At 64.7% G+C, this 15,655-nt stretch carries 12 protein-coding genes; 1 reads left to right on the top strand and 11 read right to left on the bottom strand.

Features of this window, described 5'->3' with window-relative positions; genetic code table 11:
- Positions 1-108 precede the first annotated feature (108 nt).
- Complete coding sequence (locus tag FBZ88_RS17090; RefSeq protein WP_145618417.1) at positions 109-369, bottom strand: type II toxin-antitoxin system Phd/YefM family antitoxin; 261 nt, start codon at positions 367-369, stop codon at positions 109-111.
- Between the two features lie 115 nt (positions 370-484).
- Between FBZ88_RS17090 and FBZ88_RS17095 the strand changes: the two genes are divergently transcribed.
- Positions 485-1,555 (top strand): alpha/beta hydrolase family protein, encoded by a 1,071-nt coding sequence (locus FBZ88_RS17095; RefSeq protein ID WP_145618418.1) that lies wholly within the window; start codon positions 485-487, stop codon positions 1,553-1,555.
- On the opposite strand, the gene FBZ88_RS17100 is transcribed toward FBZ88_RS17095, so the two are convergent.
- The 10 genes from FBZ88_RS17100 to FBZ88_RS17145 form a co-directional block, all read right to left on the bottom strand.
- Positions 1,556-2,539 (bottom strand): fumarylacetoacetate hydrolase family protein, encoded by a 984-nt coding sequence (locus FBZ88_RS17100; RefSeq protein ID WP_145618419.1) that lies wholly within the window; start codon positions 2,537-2,539, stop codon positions 1,556-1,558.
- An 11-nt stretch (positions 2,540-2,550) separates the two neighbouring features.
- Positions 2,551-3,801 carry an alpha/beta hydrolase family protein gene (locus FBZ88_RS17105; RefSeq protein WP_246138710.1) on the bottom strand — a complete coding sequence of 417 codons (1,251 nt, stop codon included), beginning with the start codon at positions 3,799-3,801 and terminating at the stop codon, positions 2,551-2,553.
- Between the two features lie 153 nt (positions 3,802-3,954).
- Complete coding sequence (locus FBZ88_RS17110) at positions 3,955-5,766, bottom strand: ATP-dependent nuclease (protein WP_145618420.1); 1,812 nt, start codon at positions 5,764-5,766, stop codon at positions 3,955-3,957.
- Between the two features lie 243 nt (positions 5,767-6,009).
- A complete protein-coding gene (locus FBZ88_RS17115; RefSeq protein WP_246138711.1) occupies positions 6,010-8,391 on the bottom strand; it encodes a TonB-dependent receptor plug domain-containing protein in 2,382 nt (793 codons plus the stop codon).
- Positions 8,392-8,693: 302 nt separating this feature from the next.
- A complete protein-coding gene (locus FBZ88_RS17120; protein ID WP_246138712.1) occupies positions 8,694-9,095 on the bottom strand; it encodes a Rieske (2Fe-2S) protein in 402 nt (133 codons plus the stop codon).
- A 1-nt stretch (position 9,096) separates the two neighbouring features.
- A complete protein-coding gene (locus FBZ88_RS17125; RefSeq protein WP_145618422.1) occupies positions 9,097-10,032 on the bottom strand; it encodes a VOC family protein in 936 nt (311 codons plus the stop codon).
- A 193-nt stretch (positions 10,033-10,225) separates the two neighbouring features.
- Positions 10,226-12,139, bottom strand: a complete 1,914-nt coding sequence (locus FBZ88_RS17130) for a CopD family protein (protein ID WP_145618423.1) — start codon at positions 12,137-12,139, stop codon at positions 10,226-10,228.
- Positions 12,140-12,157: 18 nt separating this feature from the next.
- A complete protein-coding gene (locus tag FBZ88_RS31365) occupies positions 12,158-12,529 on the bottom strand; it encodes a copper resistance protein CopC (protein ID WP_145618424.1) in 372 nt (123 codons plus the stop codon).
- A gap of 47 nt (positions 12,530-12,576) precedes the next feature.
- Positions 12,577-14,889, bottom strand: a complete 2,313-nt coding sequence (locus FBZ88_RS17140) for a TonB-dependent receptor (protein ID WP_145618425.1) — start codon at positions 14,887-14,889, stop codon at positions 12,577-12,579.
- Between the two features lie 173 nt (positions 14,890-15,062).
- Positions 15,063-15,605 (bottom strand): hypothetical protein, encoded by a 543-nt coding sequence (locus tag FBZ88_RS17145; protein ID WP_145618426.1) that lies wholly within the window; start codon positions 15,603-15,605, stop codon positions 15,063-15,065.
- Positions 15,606-15,655 lie beyond the last annotated feature (50 nt).

A 15,655-nucleotide genomic window follows, 5' to 3' on the forward strand; every position in this document is an offset into this window, starting at 1 on the left:
AGCGGCAGGCCCGATCTCAACGCCAGTCCCAAATAGATGGCGTCATACACGCAGAGCCCGAGACGTAGGGCGAGGTTAGGGATCGCGTCCAGGGTCTGCGCCATAGGGTCATCGGCGGCCTTCAAGGCGGTATTCATCCAACTCAGCCATTGCGAAGGGCGTTTGGTCCTTCGCCGCGATGGAATGGCGCAGCGTCGTCAGCGTGGACGCCGCCGCTTTCGCTGAGGCGATATCCTTGCCACCATCGATAGGACTGAGTTTGGCGACGGGACGACCGTGGCGGGTGATGATTACTTCCTCGCCCGCTTCGACCTTATCAAGCAGCGCAGCCAAATGGGTTTTAGCTTCAAATGCGCCTACGCTGGCCATGGCGGGGTCTCAAACTGGTTGGAAGACCAGTTTAATTGAGGGTGAGCTTTTGTCCCCGAAAACTTTCCACCCCCGCGCCCGTATCACCGGCTGTGACGGGGTGGGAAGGGTTGACATGGCGGTACGGCGATTGATGGCGCAGGGGGTGGTGCTGGCGGCCTTGCTGCCCTTGTGCACCGGCTGCTTCTTCGCGGCGCGGCAGGGGGTGAAGGCGCTGCGGGGGGATAAGCACGCGACGCCGGCGGCTTGCGACGGCATGGTGCTGCCGCCGGGCATGCCGGCCGGGGTCGATGGTCCCTACGCCATGGTCCAACATTCGGTGCCCGATCCCGCTATGGCAGGGCAGGACCTCGTGGTCTTCCTGCCGGAGCATGCGCCCGGCCCCAGCCCGGTGATCTTCCTGGCCCACGGCTTCGGACCCAACCGCTGGCCCAGCTATGAGGGCCTGATCCGCCATATGGTCAGCCGGGGAGCCGTCGTCGTCTATGCCCCCTATCCCGCCTTCGGTGCCACGCATGACCAGCGCTACGACGCCCTGTGGGTAGGGTTTAAGGCGGCGGTGGCGGCGGAGGGTCGGGCCATGGACCTCACCCGCGTCGGCATCGTCGGCCATTCCTATGGCGGCGGGGCGGTGCCCTTCCTGGCGGCCCGCGTCTTCGGGGAACAGGGCTGGGGCGGGCGGGGCGCCTTCACCCTGGCGCTCGCGCCCTGGTACAGCTATCGCACCGGCGATGCCGACATGGCCCGCCTGCCGCCGCATGTCCTCCAGGGCTGGCAGGTCTATGACGGCGACACGATGAACGACCAGCGCATGGCGGTGGACCTGTACCGCCATGCGCCCCCGGCGGGCGGGCGCTACTTCTTTCAGGCCGCGTCCGGCACCCTGACCTGGCCGCAGGGTCCTACCGCCGGCTGTCCGCTGGTGGCGGACCACCGCACGCCGGGGCTGGGCGATGGCGTGCTGTTGAAGCGCCTGGCCGTCTATCCGGTGGCGGACGCCCTGGCCGACCAGGCCTTCGTGACCAGCGCCGACACGGCGGCCAAGCTGGCGGCCCTGGGGCAGTGGGGCCCCGGCTATCACCCCCTGGTGCGGGAGGCGGCGCCCGCCGCAGCCAAGCCGCAGGACGCCTATGTCTTCCCCTGGACGCACCCTCAGAACCCCCGCCAGGGTGAAGGTACCCCCTGATCAGCGCACCACGGGCACGACCCGTTGGTCGATGGCGCCGAAGACGCTGGCGCCATCGACCAGCTTCACCTCCATGCGCACCCGGTCGCCATAGCGCATGAAGGGGGTCTTGGGCTCCCCCTCATCCAGGATCTCGATGCCCCGCCGCTCGGCGATGCAGCTGGACCCCACGGTGCGGTAGCTGTCGTTGGACACGGTACCGGAGCCGATGATGGTGCCGGCGCACAGGTCGCGCGTGCGGGCGGCGTGGGCGATCAGCTCATGGAAGCCGAAGGCCATGGCCCCGCCATCCGCTGCGCCGAAGCGCTGGCCATTGAACCAGACGTCCAGCGGCCGGTGCACGCGTCCCTCCCGCCAGGCGTCCCCCAGCTCATCCGGCGTCACCGCCACCGGGGCCACGCTGCAGGGCGGCTTGGCCTGCACCCAGCCGAAGCCGGTCTTCATCTCGCGCGGTGCCAGCACGCGCAGGGACCAATCATTGATCTGCACCACCAGGCGCACATGGGCCAACGCCTGCTCCGCCGTCACGCCCAGGGGCACGGCGCCGGTGATGACGCCGAACTCCCCCTCGAAATCGATGCCGTCCGCCTCCGATGGCAGGGGTACATCCTCGGTCGCCGCCAGGAAGCGGTCGGAGATACCCTGGTACATCAGGGGCTCCGCCCCCTGGACGTTCTCGATCTTGAACACCTTGGCCATCAGCTCGCCATGGCTGAGGTAGGCGGAACCGTCCAGCCACTGCCAGGCGCGGGGCAGGGGCGCCAGGGCCTGGGTGGGGTCGAAGGGGAAGGTGTCGCGGCCGATATTCACCGCGTCATACAGGGCCTGCAGCGCAGGGGCGACCTCGTCCCAGCGCTCGATGGCATCCTGCAGGGTGGCGGCGATGCCGTCGGCGTAGGCGGCGCAGCGCAGGTCACGGGAAATGACAGCCAGGCAGCCGTCACGGTCGCCGCGTGTCCCGTTGGGCAGGGTCGCGAACTTCATCGTATATTTCCTCAGCCCACGTTTCCGCCGAACGTCTCGGCGATCCAGTCGGCGATGTAGTCGCGGCCGTAGGACATGTTGTCCACGCCCACATGCTCGATGCCGCCCTCGCGCGGGGTGAAGATCTTCAGCTCGCGCTTGGGGCTGTTGACCAGCTGGTCATAGGTCTGGTGGGCGTAATCCAGGCTGATCTGGCGGTCGCTCTGGCCGTGGGTGACCAGGAAGGGCACGCGGATCCGCTCCACCACGCCGTTCAGGGTCATGCCTTCCGCCTTGGCGAAGAAGTCGTTCATGTCCTTGGCGCCGAACACCCAGCTGACATGGGCCCAGTAATGGGGCACGGGGTTCTCCCCCTCGCGTGCCAGGCGCTTGTGCTGCACCTCGGCCCAGTTGTGGTTGGCGCCCCAGACGACACCCAGGGCAAAACGCGGCTCGAACGCAACGGCGCGCGGGGTGTAATAGCCGCCCAGGGAGATGCCAGCGATGCCGATGCGCTTGGCATCGACGTCGCCCTGCGTCTCCAGCCAATCCACCACCTTGGACGCCCATTCCTCCGATTTGTGGGTGGCGGGCAGGTTGTGCAGGCGCAGGGCCTCGCCGCTGCCCGGCTGGTCGATGCACAGGGTGGAGATGCCCCGGCGCAGCAGCGCCTCCGGCAGGCGGGACCAGTACAGCAGCTCCTTGCAGCTATCCAGGCCGTTGACGTAGACGACCACCGGCTTGGGCCCCGGGCCCGGCGCCCGGGTGTACAGGCCGGCGATGACGCCGCCCTGGTAGGGAATCTCGATGCGCTCGGCGTTCTCCTTGCCCAGCGCCATGGCGCGGCGGAAGCTGTCCTGCGCCTTGGCATAGGTGTCGGCCCGGCCGGGATGGCCGTGGCCCTGCATGCGCTCCGCCGTCGTGTAGTAGAGCGACGCGCGCTGCAGCTTGGTGCCGGCGGAGAAGTTGCGGCCCCGGGCCTCATCCTCGGCGGCCAGGTCCACCAGCTTGTCGGCCATGGCCACCCAGTGCTTCAGGAACTCCCCCGTGCCGGTATCCTCCCCCCGCGCCGCCGCGTCGCGCAACGGCCGGCACATCTCATCGATCTCACCAATCTGGGCGCCGGACTCGATGGCGATGTCCACCGACAGGTTCCAGACGTAATTCTTGGGGAAGTATTCGAACATGGGGTCCTGGCCTCTGGTCGCGAAAGGGGCGCTGGGCCTGGGCACCGGGCTGGACGATGGGATGGTGGCGGTGCCGCGGCGGCCGCCTGCGGGCATGGCTGGTGCCCCTCCTTCGATTTCCCTCCCGCCGTCCGCCGGTGGCCTTGGGCACCAACGATACGCACGGGTGCACCCTGACGCGGGGGCGGCTATTTGGGAAATCGAAGGATGCGATGGGGCGCTAACGGTTTGGGTGATAGGGGCCAGATTCTATTGGTGCAGATGTCTATTCCATATTGAATAAATGAAATTCCTGGCTTCGTCGAGCTCCCTATCGGTATTAATATTTTTTGTTTCAATAACTTGCTGGACCCATTTGGGCCCGTGACCGCCTATGGTTCTGCAAAATCCCTCCAACTCACCAACTGGGACGATCCATATCCCTATATTCTCGAGATATTTTCTGATTTCTTCCATAGATTTGCTTGCATCGCCACTTGGTATTGCTGAATACCCCGCCTTTTTCAATATTTTCCACGGCGAACTCTTCTCTAATAGGGAATTTATGTCCGATACAGCTCTCTCTGGAAAATCAGAGCTATCTTCTATGTTGTCAAGTATAGACCGTATGGATGCTTTTATTTCCAGTGATCTTCTCTTTTTTGCACTGGAATTGATGGCGGCCCTCAAAGTGGCTAAATATGGCTCCACCTCTCTCCACTGACCTCCCATCGCACTGATTATTTTCTTCATAACATCGATGTCGCTGAGTATATCAATATCGGCGATAATATCGACAGGAACTCCGAGAGATAATAAAGACTCACATAAAGTTACCATTCTATGTTTTCCGTTGGCATGTAGAAATAAAGCATCATGATAAGAGTGCCTTTTAGAGTGATCGTGAGATAGTATGGCTTGATAGAAGGAGCAATCAGCATCTGACTCGCAAATTATAGCTCTATTATGGAATATTCCAGAAAGAACTGATGAATGTCTCATCAGGGGGTCAATTGATATCGATCTGGTTTTTGATCGTTCCAATTCTTTTATCTGGTTTTGGTCCGATCTTTTTTGCACTCTGATGATCCGTAGCTGATTTGGTGCTGCATTAAGAAGGCCTATCAGCACATCGACGCTATGAGTTGCAATAAAGATTTGGGAATTTTTTCTCTTTTCTTTTGCAAAAAGTTCACCTAAAAGTCTAGCTTGAGGGGGATGAAGAAAAGCTTCCGGTTCATCTATTAGAAGGATGCTAGGAGCCTCGCTAGTCAACATTTCGAGAATCGCACTTGTGAAGCTACGCATGCCATCTCCTTGTTCTTCTAAAGGAGATGCAACCTCTTCTAATTTCTTTAGATATGATCTGGTAGTGGGATCTTCTCCATTAACAATATTTGGCTTCTGGCCTACATATAAAGGTATTTTATCACCTCCACCTTTCATGACGATTAACTCAGAGCCAAATGCGGCATGGAAGTATCTTGATACTTTATCCTCTATATCTTTATTTGCATAGAGCGCATGTATTGGTCTAGATGCCGCTTCATCCAGAACATTAAACGTCATTGCCGCATCACTGTCCGTAATTCTTGTCTCTGTTTTTAGTCTTCTGCAGAAAAATCTACAAATATCTCTTGAGAGTTCATTCCACTCGCCAACCACATTGTCAACAGATATATTATATTCGTCGCCAGAATAAGTACGATGAATACCATAAGATGACTCTACGCTGCTGTGTTTCTCGATGTATTCTTTGATATATCTATCATCCCCGGATTTGACTATTTCTATTTTACTGATCGCTTTCCCCAAGAATTTTTTATTATGCATCATCTCTTCAATTTCTTTTAAGCATGAACTTTTCCCGGAATTGTTTGACCCAACAAAAACAATAATGTCATTATTGTCAACGGCAATTTCTGTTCCAGATATAAATCTTATAGATTTTACGGTTATTGTTGGTGTTTCCTTATTTACTGGAGAGCGAACTTCATTATTCTTCTTCTTTGTTCTCATATTCCCACTGAATATCTGTTCAAATATTTTTGGTCTCGCCATATTAACCAATCTCTTAAGCATAGTGCGGCGCTCCTGAAATTTACCGATATATATATATCAATTTGAGAACATTAATAAGAGGTTTTGCCACTTATAGCTTGTCCAACCTTTTCTAAAGGACGAGAGCTATACTTCTGAAAAAAGGGCCGCCGGCGGGAAGTCCGGCGGCCCCGAGGTGCCTTCCAGGGGGCCAACCCGAGGAAGGTAACTGGGGAACGATCACCCCATTCCGATGGTACGTTCGGGGCGGGGCGGTTCCTGTCGTCAGAAATCGTATTTCAGGCGCACATAATAATAGCCGCCGTCATAGCCGTAGGGGCTGCTGAAGGAGTACTGCTGGCCCACGCCATACGTGCCGAACTCCGGCCGGATCTTGGCGGGGTATTTGTCGCCCACGTTCTGGCCGCCGATGCTGGCGGTCAGGTCGTCCAGCACCTTGTATGAAACCTCGGCGTCGAAGATCCAGGCGGGGTCGAAGTTCTGGCCCAGGCAGGTGGTGCCGCAGATGCTGACGTTGTCCTCCCACGCGCCGAAATAGCTGGCGCGGCCCAGGATGCTGAACTTGCCGATGTCCCACACGCCGGTCAGCGTGGCACGGTAGTGCGGGCTTTCGTTCTGCAGGTCCTGCACCTGGCCCAGGCCGATGACGGTGGGATTGTACTTGGTGACGACCGTGTGGTTGATGTTCATGGCCGCCGTGGCGTGCAACTCGCCCGCCGTGTCCAGGTCGAAGGTCTTGTTGGCGACGATGTCCACACCTTGGGTGCGGGTGTCGAAGCCGTTGGCGAAGTAGTTCACCTGGCCGCCCACGCCCACCGCCGCCAGCGCCGGCTGGGCCACGATGTCGGCCGCCGTCACCGAATAGGTGCTGGTGATGCCGATGCGGTCCTCGACCTTGATGTTGTAGTAGTCGACGGTCAGGTTGACCTTGTAGGGCAGGTCGAAGACCAGGCCGCCGGCGATGTTGAACGAGGTCTCGGGCTTCAGCGCCTGGGCGCCGTAATAGCGGGCGATGGCGCTGCCCACGGGGTAGGTGCCCTGCTCCACCGGGTTGCCGTTCTGGAAGATGGTGGTGACCTTGGACACGTTCTCCTGGCCCGGCGTCGGCGCGCGGAAGCCGGTGTTGACGGAGGACCGGACGGCCACCCAGTCGGTCAGCTGATAGCGGCCGGTGACCTTCCAGTTGGTGGTGTTGCCGAAGTCGCTGAAATCCTCATAGCGCAGGGCGAAGCCCAGGCTCAGGTCCTTGATCACGTCGGCTTCGGCGTCGGCGTAGAAGGCGTAGTTGCTGCGCGGGAACTGGCCGGCGTCGGTGGGGGTGAAGCCCGGCATGCCGTTGGACCCCACCGGCACGTAGGCGGCATAGGCGCCGGAGGTGTATGAGGCCGCGTCGCCGGGCGTGATGGTATAGGTCTCGCGCCGGTATTCCGCGCCGCCCGCCAGGGTCAGGGGGCTGGCCAGCCAATCGATGTGGACTGGGTAGGTCAGGTCCAGGTTGAGGTCGGTCTCCTCCTGCGTCTGGGTGCCCACGTAGAATTGGGTGGGGCTGATGGGGCCCAGCGAGGGGTTGACGGTATTGACCAGGTTGTAGCGCACCTCATCCCGGCCATAGCTGGCGCTGGCGTCGATGATCAGGCCGGACTTCAGCGTCGTCTTGTAGCCGCCGGTGATGCTGCTATCCAGGATGTCGCCGTAGAACCAGGGGTGGTAGCCGCCGGGGTAGACGCTGGCCCAGGAGAAATTGCCGCCGCTGGTCAGGGGGAAGGTCGTGCCCAGCCAGCTGCTGACCGGGTCGCGGTAGTAGAAGCTTTCCTTCTCGTTGCTGTGGCCGAAGTTGCCGAACAGGTAGATCTTGGAATTGTCGGTCAGGTCGACGCCGCTGTTGATGAACAGCCGCTCCGCCTCCACCGCGTTGTCGCCCCAGCGCTGGTTGGGCGTGGGATAGCCCTTGGGGCCGGGGTTGTAGCCGGACGCCTTGAGGTCGGTGACGTCGCTGCGCTCCACGCCCCGGTCCGTGGGGTCGTTCTTCTGGTACTCGGCACTGATGTTGACGAAGCCCCGGTCACCCAGGGGCAGGCCGGAATTCACCTGGATGTGGCCGGTGGCGCCGTCGCCGGCATAGTCCTGGCCCCATTGCACGATGACGCTGCCGCCGTCGGCGGCATCCTTCAGGGTGAAGTTCATGACGCCAGCGATGGCGTCCGACCCGTACTGGGCGGAGGCGCCGTCGCGCAGCACCTCCAGCTGCTTGATGGCGATGGCCGGGATCTGGTTCAGGTCGGCACCCTGCGAGCCCGAGGTCTGGGCGTCGCCGGCGATTTGCACCAGGGCCGAGCGGTGGAACCGCTTGCCATTGATCAGCACCAGGGTTTCATCCGGCGGCAGGCCGCGCAGCGTCGGCGGGCGCACGATGCCCGAGCCGTCGTCGCTGGAGAAATGGCCGACGTTGAAGGAGGGCACCAGGGTGCGGATCAGGTCCTGCGTGTCGCTGCCGGCCTGGCGCTCCAGATCCTCCGGCGTGAAGACGTCGACGGGGGAGGGGCTGTCGGCCACCGAGCGATCGATACGGCGCGTGCCCGTGACGATGATCTCGCTGAGGTTGTCCGCGTCGGCGGGTGCCGTCGCGGCCCAGGCCCCGGATGACATCGGAATGGAGGTCAGCGCCGTGCCGGCCAGAAGAGTCAGCGCAGTAAAAACGCGCGCACGTCGCCATTCATGCGCGGAACACCGCGCACTGCCGCAAAATCCCATATGAAGTCTCCCAGATTATCGTTTCGATACGCTCTGGGTCGCTTCGTGGTGATTTATCCCTATTTGCCCGTTTCGCGCTTGCAGCACGTCTTGCTCTTGGGGAAAGCGTACGGGACGCGACTTAGGGTTGGGGATGCGACATTTCGCCTTCGGCTGAACGGGATATGACCTTGTCATGACGCTGATGGGCAGGGGGATCAGCGCAAGAGGGGGCTGTCCGGGGCCACGGCCAGGTAAAGCCAGTCGTCCTCGATGACCAAGGGCAAGGATGCCAACGACATACCGCGGCAGGGCCCGTCGGTGCACAGGCCGCTGTCGGCGTCGAAATGGGCGCCGTGGGCGTAGCAAAGGACGCGCTGGCCATCACCGGACAGGAAGCGGTCCTTGCGGTATTCCAGCGGCACGCCCTGGTGGGGGCAGTGGTTGCGGTAGACCCGGATGCCGTCGCTGCGGCGCAGCGCGAAAACCGTGTCGCGACCGGATTTGGCGGGGTCGAAGCCCCGCGCCTGGCCCACCGGCGGCAGGGTATCCAGGGCGCACAGCGGGGTGCGGGTGTCCCCCGGGGCCGGCGCCCCGGGGGTATGGGAAAGCGCCGCCACTTCAGTGCGCGCCGCCCTTGGGCGGCGGACCGCTGGGGAACCACTTCTCCCGCGCCGTGAACAGGAACAACTGGGAATTGTCCGCCCCCGGCGGACGGTGGCGGGCTTCCCACGCGTCATCGTGCAGATCCATGTCTGCGTCGTATTCCACATGGCAGCCCAGGGGGCTGTTGAAGTACCAGAACCAGTTGGACCCGAAGTAGTGACGGCCAGGGCCCCAGAAGGTGGTGTAGCCCTTGGCCTCGAACTGGGTGCCGGCGTGCAGCACTTCCGTCCCGCTGCCCAGGTGGAAGGTGAAGTGCTCCACCCCCTTCATGAAGGGCGGCGTCTGGATCAGGAACAGGGTGTGGTGGTCCTCCGTGCCCGCCGGGCGCAGGAAGGGGCCCACGCCGATGAACTTGTCCGTCAGGCGGAAGCCCAGGCGGTTCACGTAAAAAGCCTCCGCCTGCTCCATATTGGGAACGAACAGGACCACGTGCGACAGGGTGCGCGGCTCGACCTTCATGTCCCAGTTGATGCCCAGCAGGTTGGGCCCGCGCTGGGGCGGATGGCCGGGGGCGTTGGTCAGGTCGGCCGGGGCGGTGTAGGGCCGACGGATGGTCAGTGCGAAGCTGAGGTGGAAACCGGAATCGTCGTCGGCGTGCACGCTGCCGCCCTCGCCCCGGCGCACCTCACGGTCCTTGGACAGCTCGGCGGCGATGGCCTCCAGCGTTGCCGCGTCGCCCACGCCGTAGACGATCTCGCGGATCGAGGGGGCGGGGCCGATGGCCGGCGGCAGGCGGGGGTCGTCGGCGGCGCGGATGATGACGCAGGTGCCGTCCAGCGCCTCGAACCGGCCATCACCGGCCGGTTTCAGGCCGTAGTCCGTCAGGTACTGGCTGCAGGCGTCGACATCGTCGACACCGAACACCAGGGCGTCCGGTCCGATGATATTCATGAGGCGTTCGTCTCCCGAGTAGGGTCCGCCCTCTCCCGTGGGGCGATCCAGCCTGAAATCTAGGGATCCGGTCGCGCTGTTAAAAACCGTTCCTATCCATTGCACGTATGGATGAAACCGATGGGTCCGGCGGGGGATTGAGGCCGGCATCTATGGATGGCGCCAAAGGCTCCGCAGCGGAAATATTCCATTCTCAGTGATGATGATGCCCGCCGCCGCCGGTGGCGAAGGGATGGCGTTCGGCTTCCTCCGCCTTGGCCGCCAGCACGGCGATCGCGGCTGGCGTCGCCGGGAAGGGGCCCTGCCAGATGGTGCGCAGGGCGCCCCGGCTGTCCACCAACACCAGCAGCGGGCCTTCCGGCGCGCCGCCGATGGTGCGGTAGGCCACGGCCGCTTCCGGACTGGTGCTGCCGCAGGCCGAGGCGGGCGGGGCCTGGTCGGGGTTGGTGCTGACGATGACCGGCACTACCGGCGTCGCCCGCACCGCCGCAAGGGCCTGGGCGGGGACGTCGCCATAGCCGATGGCCAGCAGCAGCGGACGACCGGCCAGGTCGGCCAGGCTGCCGGCCTTGGCCAGGGCGCCGTCGGCCGGGCAGCTGAGGTCCAGCTCCGGCGCGGGCATGCCCCAGGTCCACACGCCCTTGGCCTCCGCCACCGTCGTGCCGCTGTTCAGGGTGTGGATATAGTCGATCAGGGCCCAGCGCTCATCTTCCGACAACTGGTCCTCGAAGGCCGGCATGACCGGCTTGCCGTCCGGGTCGGGCATGCCGTGGCTCAGCCACCAGAAGATGTCGCCCTCGCTGTGGTCCAGCAGATGGTGGGCGGTCAGGTCGGCGGGCGGGATGCTCAGCTTGGCCGCGTCCGGCCCATCACCGGCGCCGCCAGCGCCGTGGCAGCGGGCGCAGTGGCCGGGGAACAACGCGGCCCCTTGCGCCACCGACGCGGCGGTGAACCCGGTGGGGGAGGACCAGTAGCTGGTGGGGAAGGCTTCCACCGTCAGCAGGTCCAGGTCGGGCACGCCGAACCACAGGGCGGCGCCGGCGGCGGCCAGAGCCGGCAGGCGTAGGGCCAGGGCGGGCCGGCGCCAAGCCCCAGGCCAGGGCGGCATTACGGCCAGGGCCAGGCCCAGGATGCCCAGGCCGGACAGGAGGATGGCCTTCCAGGCCAGGCCGCCGTAGTCGGGATCGGACAGGATCTCGCCGCTGAGCTTGCGGGTGAAGGGCCACAGGGGCTGATCATGCACCCCCGGCACGATGCTGGCCAGCCAGGCGGCCAAGGCCACCACGGCGGTACCCAGAGACAGTTCCACCAGCACGCAGGTGCGCAACATCCCCAGCGGCACCGTGCCCCGGGCCAAGCCGGGGGCGATGCGCCAGCGGTTGAGCGCGGCGCAACCCAGCATCAGGGCGAACAGCACGGCCTTGGCGATGGCGACATGGCCATACGTGGTGCCGATCAGGCCGGCCAGGGTACCGATCAGGCCCACGCCGTTCAGCAAGGCGGTGGCGGCCAGCAGGGTGACGCAGGTGACGCCCAGGGGAGAAAAACGCATGGCCAGATCAGCCGCCAGCGCCGGACGCGACAGGGCCAGCAGCAGCCCGGCCATGCCGCCCAGCCAGGCGCCGGCCGCCAGCAGGTGCAGCACCTCCGCCGCCAGGCCCGGCAGGCTGGCGGTGTCGAAGGTGACGGCGACATGGCCGACGCCGGCGTGCAGCGCCAGCGACAGGCCCAGCAGGCCGGCCAGCCTCTGCACCGACAACCGTTTTTCCAGGACCACCGCCGCGACCAGCAACGCCAGGCGGGGCAACACGACATGCCCGTAACGGGTCGCCGCCGTGGCGGCCAGCGCACCCAGCACGGCGGCGGGGTTGTCGTCACCCACGAACACGGCCGCCTGCGCGGCGAACCACAGCAGCCCGGCCGCGACGGCCGTTCCCGCCGCCCCGCGCGCCCAGCGGCGCAGGGTGGCAGTCAGGTCGTCACGGGCGGGGCCCGCGGGCGCCTTCGCCACCACCAGGGCGGCGAAGGCGGGCAGGCCCCAGGCGGCCAGCGCCAGGGCGAGATGCAATGCCCGGGCGATGGCCAGGCCGGTTTCCAACGTGTTCATAAGATGGGTTTAGACGCCTTACTTCTGAACCTCAAACGTGAAGCTGCCATTGGACTTGTGGGTGTCGACCGAGGTGACGGCCCAGGTCACCGTGTAGGTGCCGGGGGCGGCGCCGTCGATGCCGACGATCAGATGCTTGGCGTCGGCCGGATCGGTGTGGGTGTCGCCCTTGTCCACCTTCTTGCCGTTCGGGCCGGGGCCCGTAACGGTGATGGTGCTGAACTTGGGCTCCAGATCCTCGGTGAACCATGCCTCCACCTGGGTGGGGCCGGCGACGGTGCCGCTGGCGGTGGGGACGGAACGCTTCAGGTGGGCGTGGGCGGCCGCGGTGCCGGCCAGGCCCAGGGCGATGACGAAGGCGGCGGAGGCCGCGACGGTGCGGTAGGTCATGGGCGTATCCTTGAGATGAAAGGAGAAACGGGTGACGTGACCGGGCGTCAGAGCGACACTTTCAGGCCGCCGAAGAAAGTCCGCCCCGGGAAGGGGTGGTACAGGAAGTACTTCTCATCATTGAGATTGTCGACGCCCAGGTCCAGCGTCAAATTGTCCATCACCTTGTAGTTGATGTGGACATCGGCGACCAGGAAGCTGTCAAAGGCGCCGAATACCTTGGCCACGCTGTCGGTGTTATCCAGGGTCGAATACTGCTTTCCACTATAGCGGCCGGCAACGGTGAAGGCCCATTGTTCGTCCGGCCGGTAGGTTGCCGCCAGGGTGACGCGCCAGTCGGGGACGTAGGGCACGTGCTTGCCCGTTGCCGTGGTGCCGGTGGTGCTGGCGAAATTGGGGTCGGACAGGATGGTGCTGTCGACGTAGGTGACGCTGCCCGACAGCTCCAGCCCCTTGACCAGCACATCCTGCTGGCTGGCGGCCAACTCGACGCCGCGGTTGCGCACCTCATCCACGTTCACGGTGTAGCTGACCGGCGTGGCCCCCGTCAGGAAGGCTGTCTGCGCGATCAGGGCGTCGCGGGTGTTCTCCTGGAACAGTGACAGCCGCACACGCCCATCCGTGAACGTGCGTTCCACCGCCAGCTCGCCGCTCAACACCCGCTCCGGCTTCAGGTTGGCGTTGGGTGCCGTGTAGGTCGTGCCGGTCTGCACCAGCTGATATAGCTCGCTGACCGTGGGGAAGCGGTAGGCCTCCCCGAACGACCCGGTGACGTGCCAGTCGGCGGCGGGCGTCCAGGTCAGGGTCGCCTTGGGCGAGAAGGCGCCCCTTTCCGTGTCCGGCTGCTCCACCCCCTTGCCGCCGCTGTAGTTATAGCCGTCGAAGGCCTGCCAGCGTTCCAGCCGCCCGCCCAGGGTGACGGTCCAGTCGGGCAGGAAGGTCCATTCGTCCTGCGCCCACAGGGCCAGGGTCTGGGTCTTGCCCCGGCCGCTGCTGTACAGGCTTTGGCCCTGGTCGCTGCCACCCTGCCAGGTGGTGGTGCTGTAGGTGGGGTTGACCAGCTCATACTGGTCGGCGTGCAGGCCGGCGCTGACGGTATTGGACGGCGTGGTGCGCCACAGGGCCTTGGCGTCCACGTTGGTCCAGTTGGTGCCGTCCATGCGGGCGATGCGGCCGGTGGTGCTGAAGCCGGTGCCGTTGGCGCTCACGCCGGTGGGGGTGCGCTGGATATCGTCCAGCATCTCATAATGGCTGGCCGTCACCTCCGCGTCCCAGGGACCCTTGCTATCGCTGCGCAGGGTGACGCTTTGCGCCAGATGGCTTTGCCATAGGCTGTACTTGCCGCTGGCGAAGCCGGTCAGGCCGGCGAAGGTGGCGGCGCCGGTGCTGTCGCGCAGATAGGTCTGCACGTCCGACGTCGCGTCGTTCTGCCAATACCCCAGCGTGTAGTTCAGGCGCCAGACCGGCGACAGGTCATACCCCAGCTTCAGCTTGGCGTTGGTCATCCGGGTGTGCAGCAGGCCGCTGGCGCCCACCACGTCGGCCACTGCCCCCGTCTTGTTCTGCGCCAGGAAGGTGCCGCTGGTGCCGGCGGGGACCTTGCCGTTGGTGACGAAGCTCAGCGGTTGGCTGTCGCTGTCCTGATAGTTGGCGCTGAGCGACCAGGTGAAGGGCCCCATGCGGTCGCCGACATGGGCGCTGGTCTGCGAGGTCACCAGGTCCTTGTGCGTGCCATAGAGGCCGAAGCTCTGCACCGCTTCCGACTGGCGGGCGTCGGCCTCCAGTTTCTCCGGCGTTCGGGTGGTGATCTGCACCACCCCGCCCATGGAGTTGCCGGCATAGGCGGCGGAATAAGGGCCGTACAGCACGTCGACCCGCGCGATCTCCTCCGGTGCCACCAGCCCCCAGCGCGGGGCGCCGATGGTGTTGTTGTTGGCGATCAGGGCCGAGATCAGCACGTCGTCGGCATAGACCAGGGTGCGGGCGCTGGAGTTGACGCCCCAGGTGCGGGTGGCCAGCACCGCCTGGGTGTCGCCGTTGTTACGCTTACGCAGGAACAGGCTGGGCAGATATTTCAGCGCGTCCTCGCTGTCCAAGATGTTCTGCGTTTCCATGACCGTGGCGCTGGTGACGCCGACGCTGGTCTGGGGGGCGGCGTATTTCTCCAGGGCCGGCCGGTCGGCGGTGATGACGATGGGGCTGGTGGCAAGGTCAAGGTCGGCGTCGGCCTCCGGCGCCGGGGCGGCCAGGGAGGAGGCGGCCAGGGACGGGGCAGACGGGACCATGCCCAAGAGGCCGACGCCCAGGGCGATGGCGGCGGTGAGCGGGCGGCGCGACGGGCGCCGGGATAGGCATACCATGAAGGCGATCCCTTCGGGGGACGGCCGGCGGCGGCCCGGGAATGGTGCCGGGCGGCGCGGACGCGGCCGTTCAGGACAGGGGTGCCGCCGCCGGTCCCGGAAAGGGGCCGGACGGCGGGCGATGTCGGGGATGCCCAGGGGTGAAGGCCGCTGGAACGCGGGGTGCCCTGGGCTCAGGCGGCCAGGGGCGGGGCGCGGGCACCGGGCGTGCCGGGCAGGCGCGAGGTGAAACGGCGGGCCCGGTTGCTAGGCCGCCAGCTTTGCCGCGCCTGCCGCGTGGGCAGCGCCAGGATCAGCAGCAGCAGCGGGACGGCCAGCGCCGCCAGGGCGGCGAAGGCGCAGGGCCCCATATGGTCCTGGTCGCCGCCCGGCCGGTGGTCGTGATGGCCGGCATGACCCGGTGGCATCAGCAGGCCCCCGGGCTCGGCATCCGGGTGATGGTGATGCGCCTGGGCCAACGGCGCGGCCGGCATCGGGGCATCCTGAGGGGCCATCACCTGGTCCAGCACGTCATGCACGCCGGGGCAAAGCATGAAGGGTGCCGGCCCGCCACCGGTGTTGACCATGTAGCCGACAGGGATCAGCCCGCGCAGTAGCACCGCCGCCAACACCAGCCAGGCCCACCCGCGCGGCATGCGCCGGGCCTGGCCGAGGTCCAGGAACCTCAGCGCGGCGGCCGGCGCAGCCGACGGGGGAGACAAGGGGCGGGGCGTCATGATGCTACTTTTATGCGCGCAAAGACTGTTGCTCGGCAACCCGAATGATG

The sequence above is a fragment of the Nitrospirillum bahiense genome, assembly GCF_007828025.1.
In the GTDB taxonomy this organism is placed as follows: domain Bacteria; phylum Pseudomonadota; class Alphaproteobacteria; order Azospirillales; family Azospirillaceae; genus Nitrospirillum; species Nitrospirillum amazonense.

What these genes read in the sequence shown, in the direction of transcription:
- FBZ88_RS17090 (WP_145618417.1), bottom strand. Translation starts at nt 369, where the DNA reads ATGGCCAGCGTAGGCGCATTTGAAGCTAAAACCCATTTGGCTGCGCTG.
- FBZ88_RS17095 (WP_145618418.1), top strand. Translation starts at nt 485, where the DNA reads ATGGCGGTACGGCGATTGATGGCGCAGGGGGTGGTGCTGGCGGCCTTG.
- FBZ88_RS17100 (WP_145618419.1), bottom strand. Translation starts at nt 2,539, where the DNA reads ATGAAGTTCGCGACCCTGCCCAACGGGACACGCGGCGACCGTGACGGC.
- FBZ88_RS17105 (WP_246138710.1), bottom strand. Translation starts at nt 3,801, where the DNA reads ATGCCCGCAGGCGGCCGCCGCGGCACCGCCACCATCCCATCGTCCAGC.
- FBZ88_RS17110 (WP_145618420.1), bottom strand. Translation starts at nt 5,766, where the DNA reads ATGCTTAAGAGATTGGTTAATATGGCGAGACCAAAAATATTTGAACAG.
- FBZ88_RS17115 (WP_246138711.1), bottom strand. Translation starts at nt 8,391, where the DNA reads ATGTCATCCGGGGCCTGGGCCGCGACGGCACCCGCCGACGCGGACAAC.
- FBZ88_RS17125 (WP_145618422.1), bottom strand. Translation starts at nt 10,032, where the DNA reads ATGAATATCATCGGACCGGACGCCCTGGTGTTCGGTGTCGACGATGTC.
- FBZ88_RS17130 (WP_145618423.1), bottom strand. Translation starts at nt 12,139, where the DNA reads ATGAACACGTTGGAAACCGGCCTGGCCATCGCCCGGGCATTGCATCTC.
- FBZ88_RS31365 (WP_145618424.1), bottom strand. Translation starts at nt 12,529, where the DNA reads ATGACCTACCGCACCGTCGCGGCCTCCGCCGCCTTCGTCATCGCCCTG.
- FBZ88_RS17140 (WP_145618425.1), bottom strand. Translation starts at nt 14,889, where the DNA reads ATGGTATGCCTATCCCGGCGCCCGTCGCGCCGCCCGCTCACCGCCGCC.
- FBZ88_RS17145 (WP_145618426.1), bottom strand. Translation starts at nt 15,605, where the DNA reads ATGACGCCCCGCCCCTTGTCTCCCCCGTCGGCTGCGCCGGCCGCCGCG.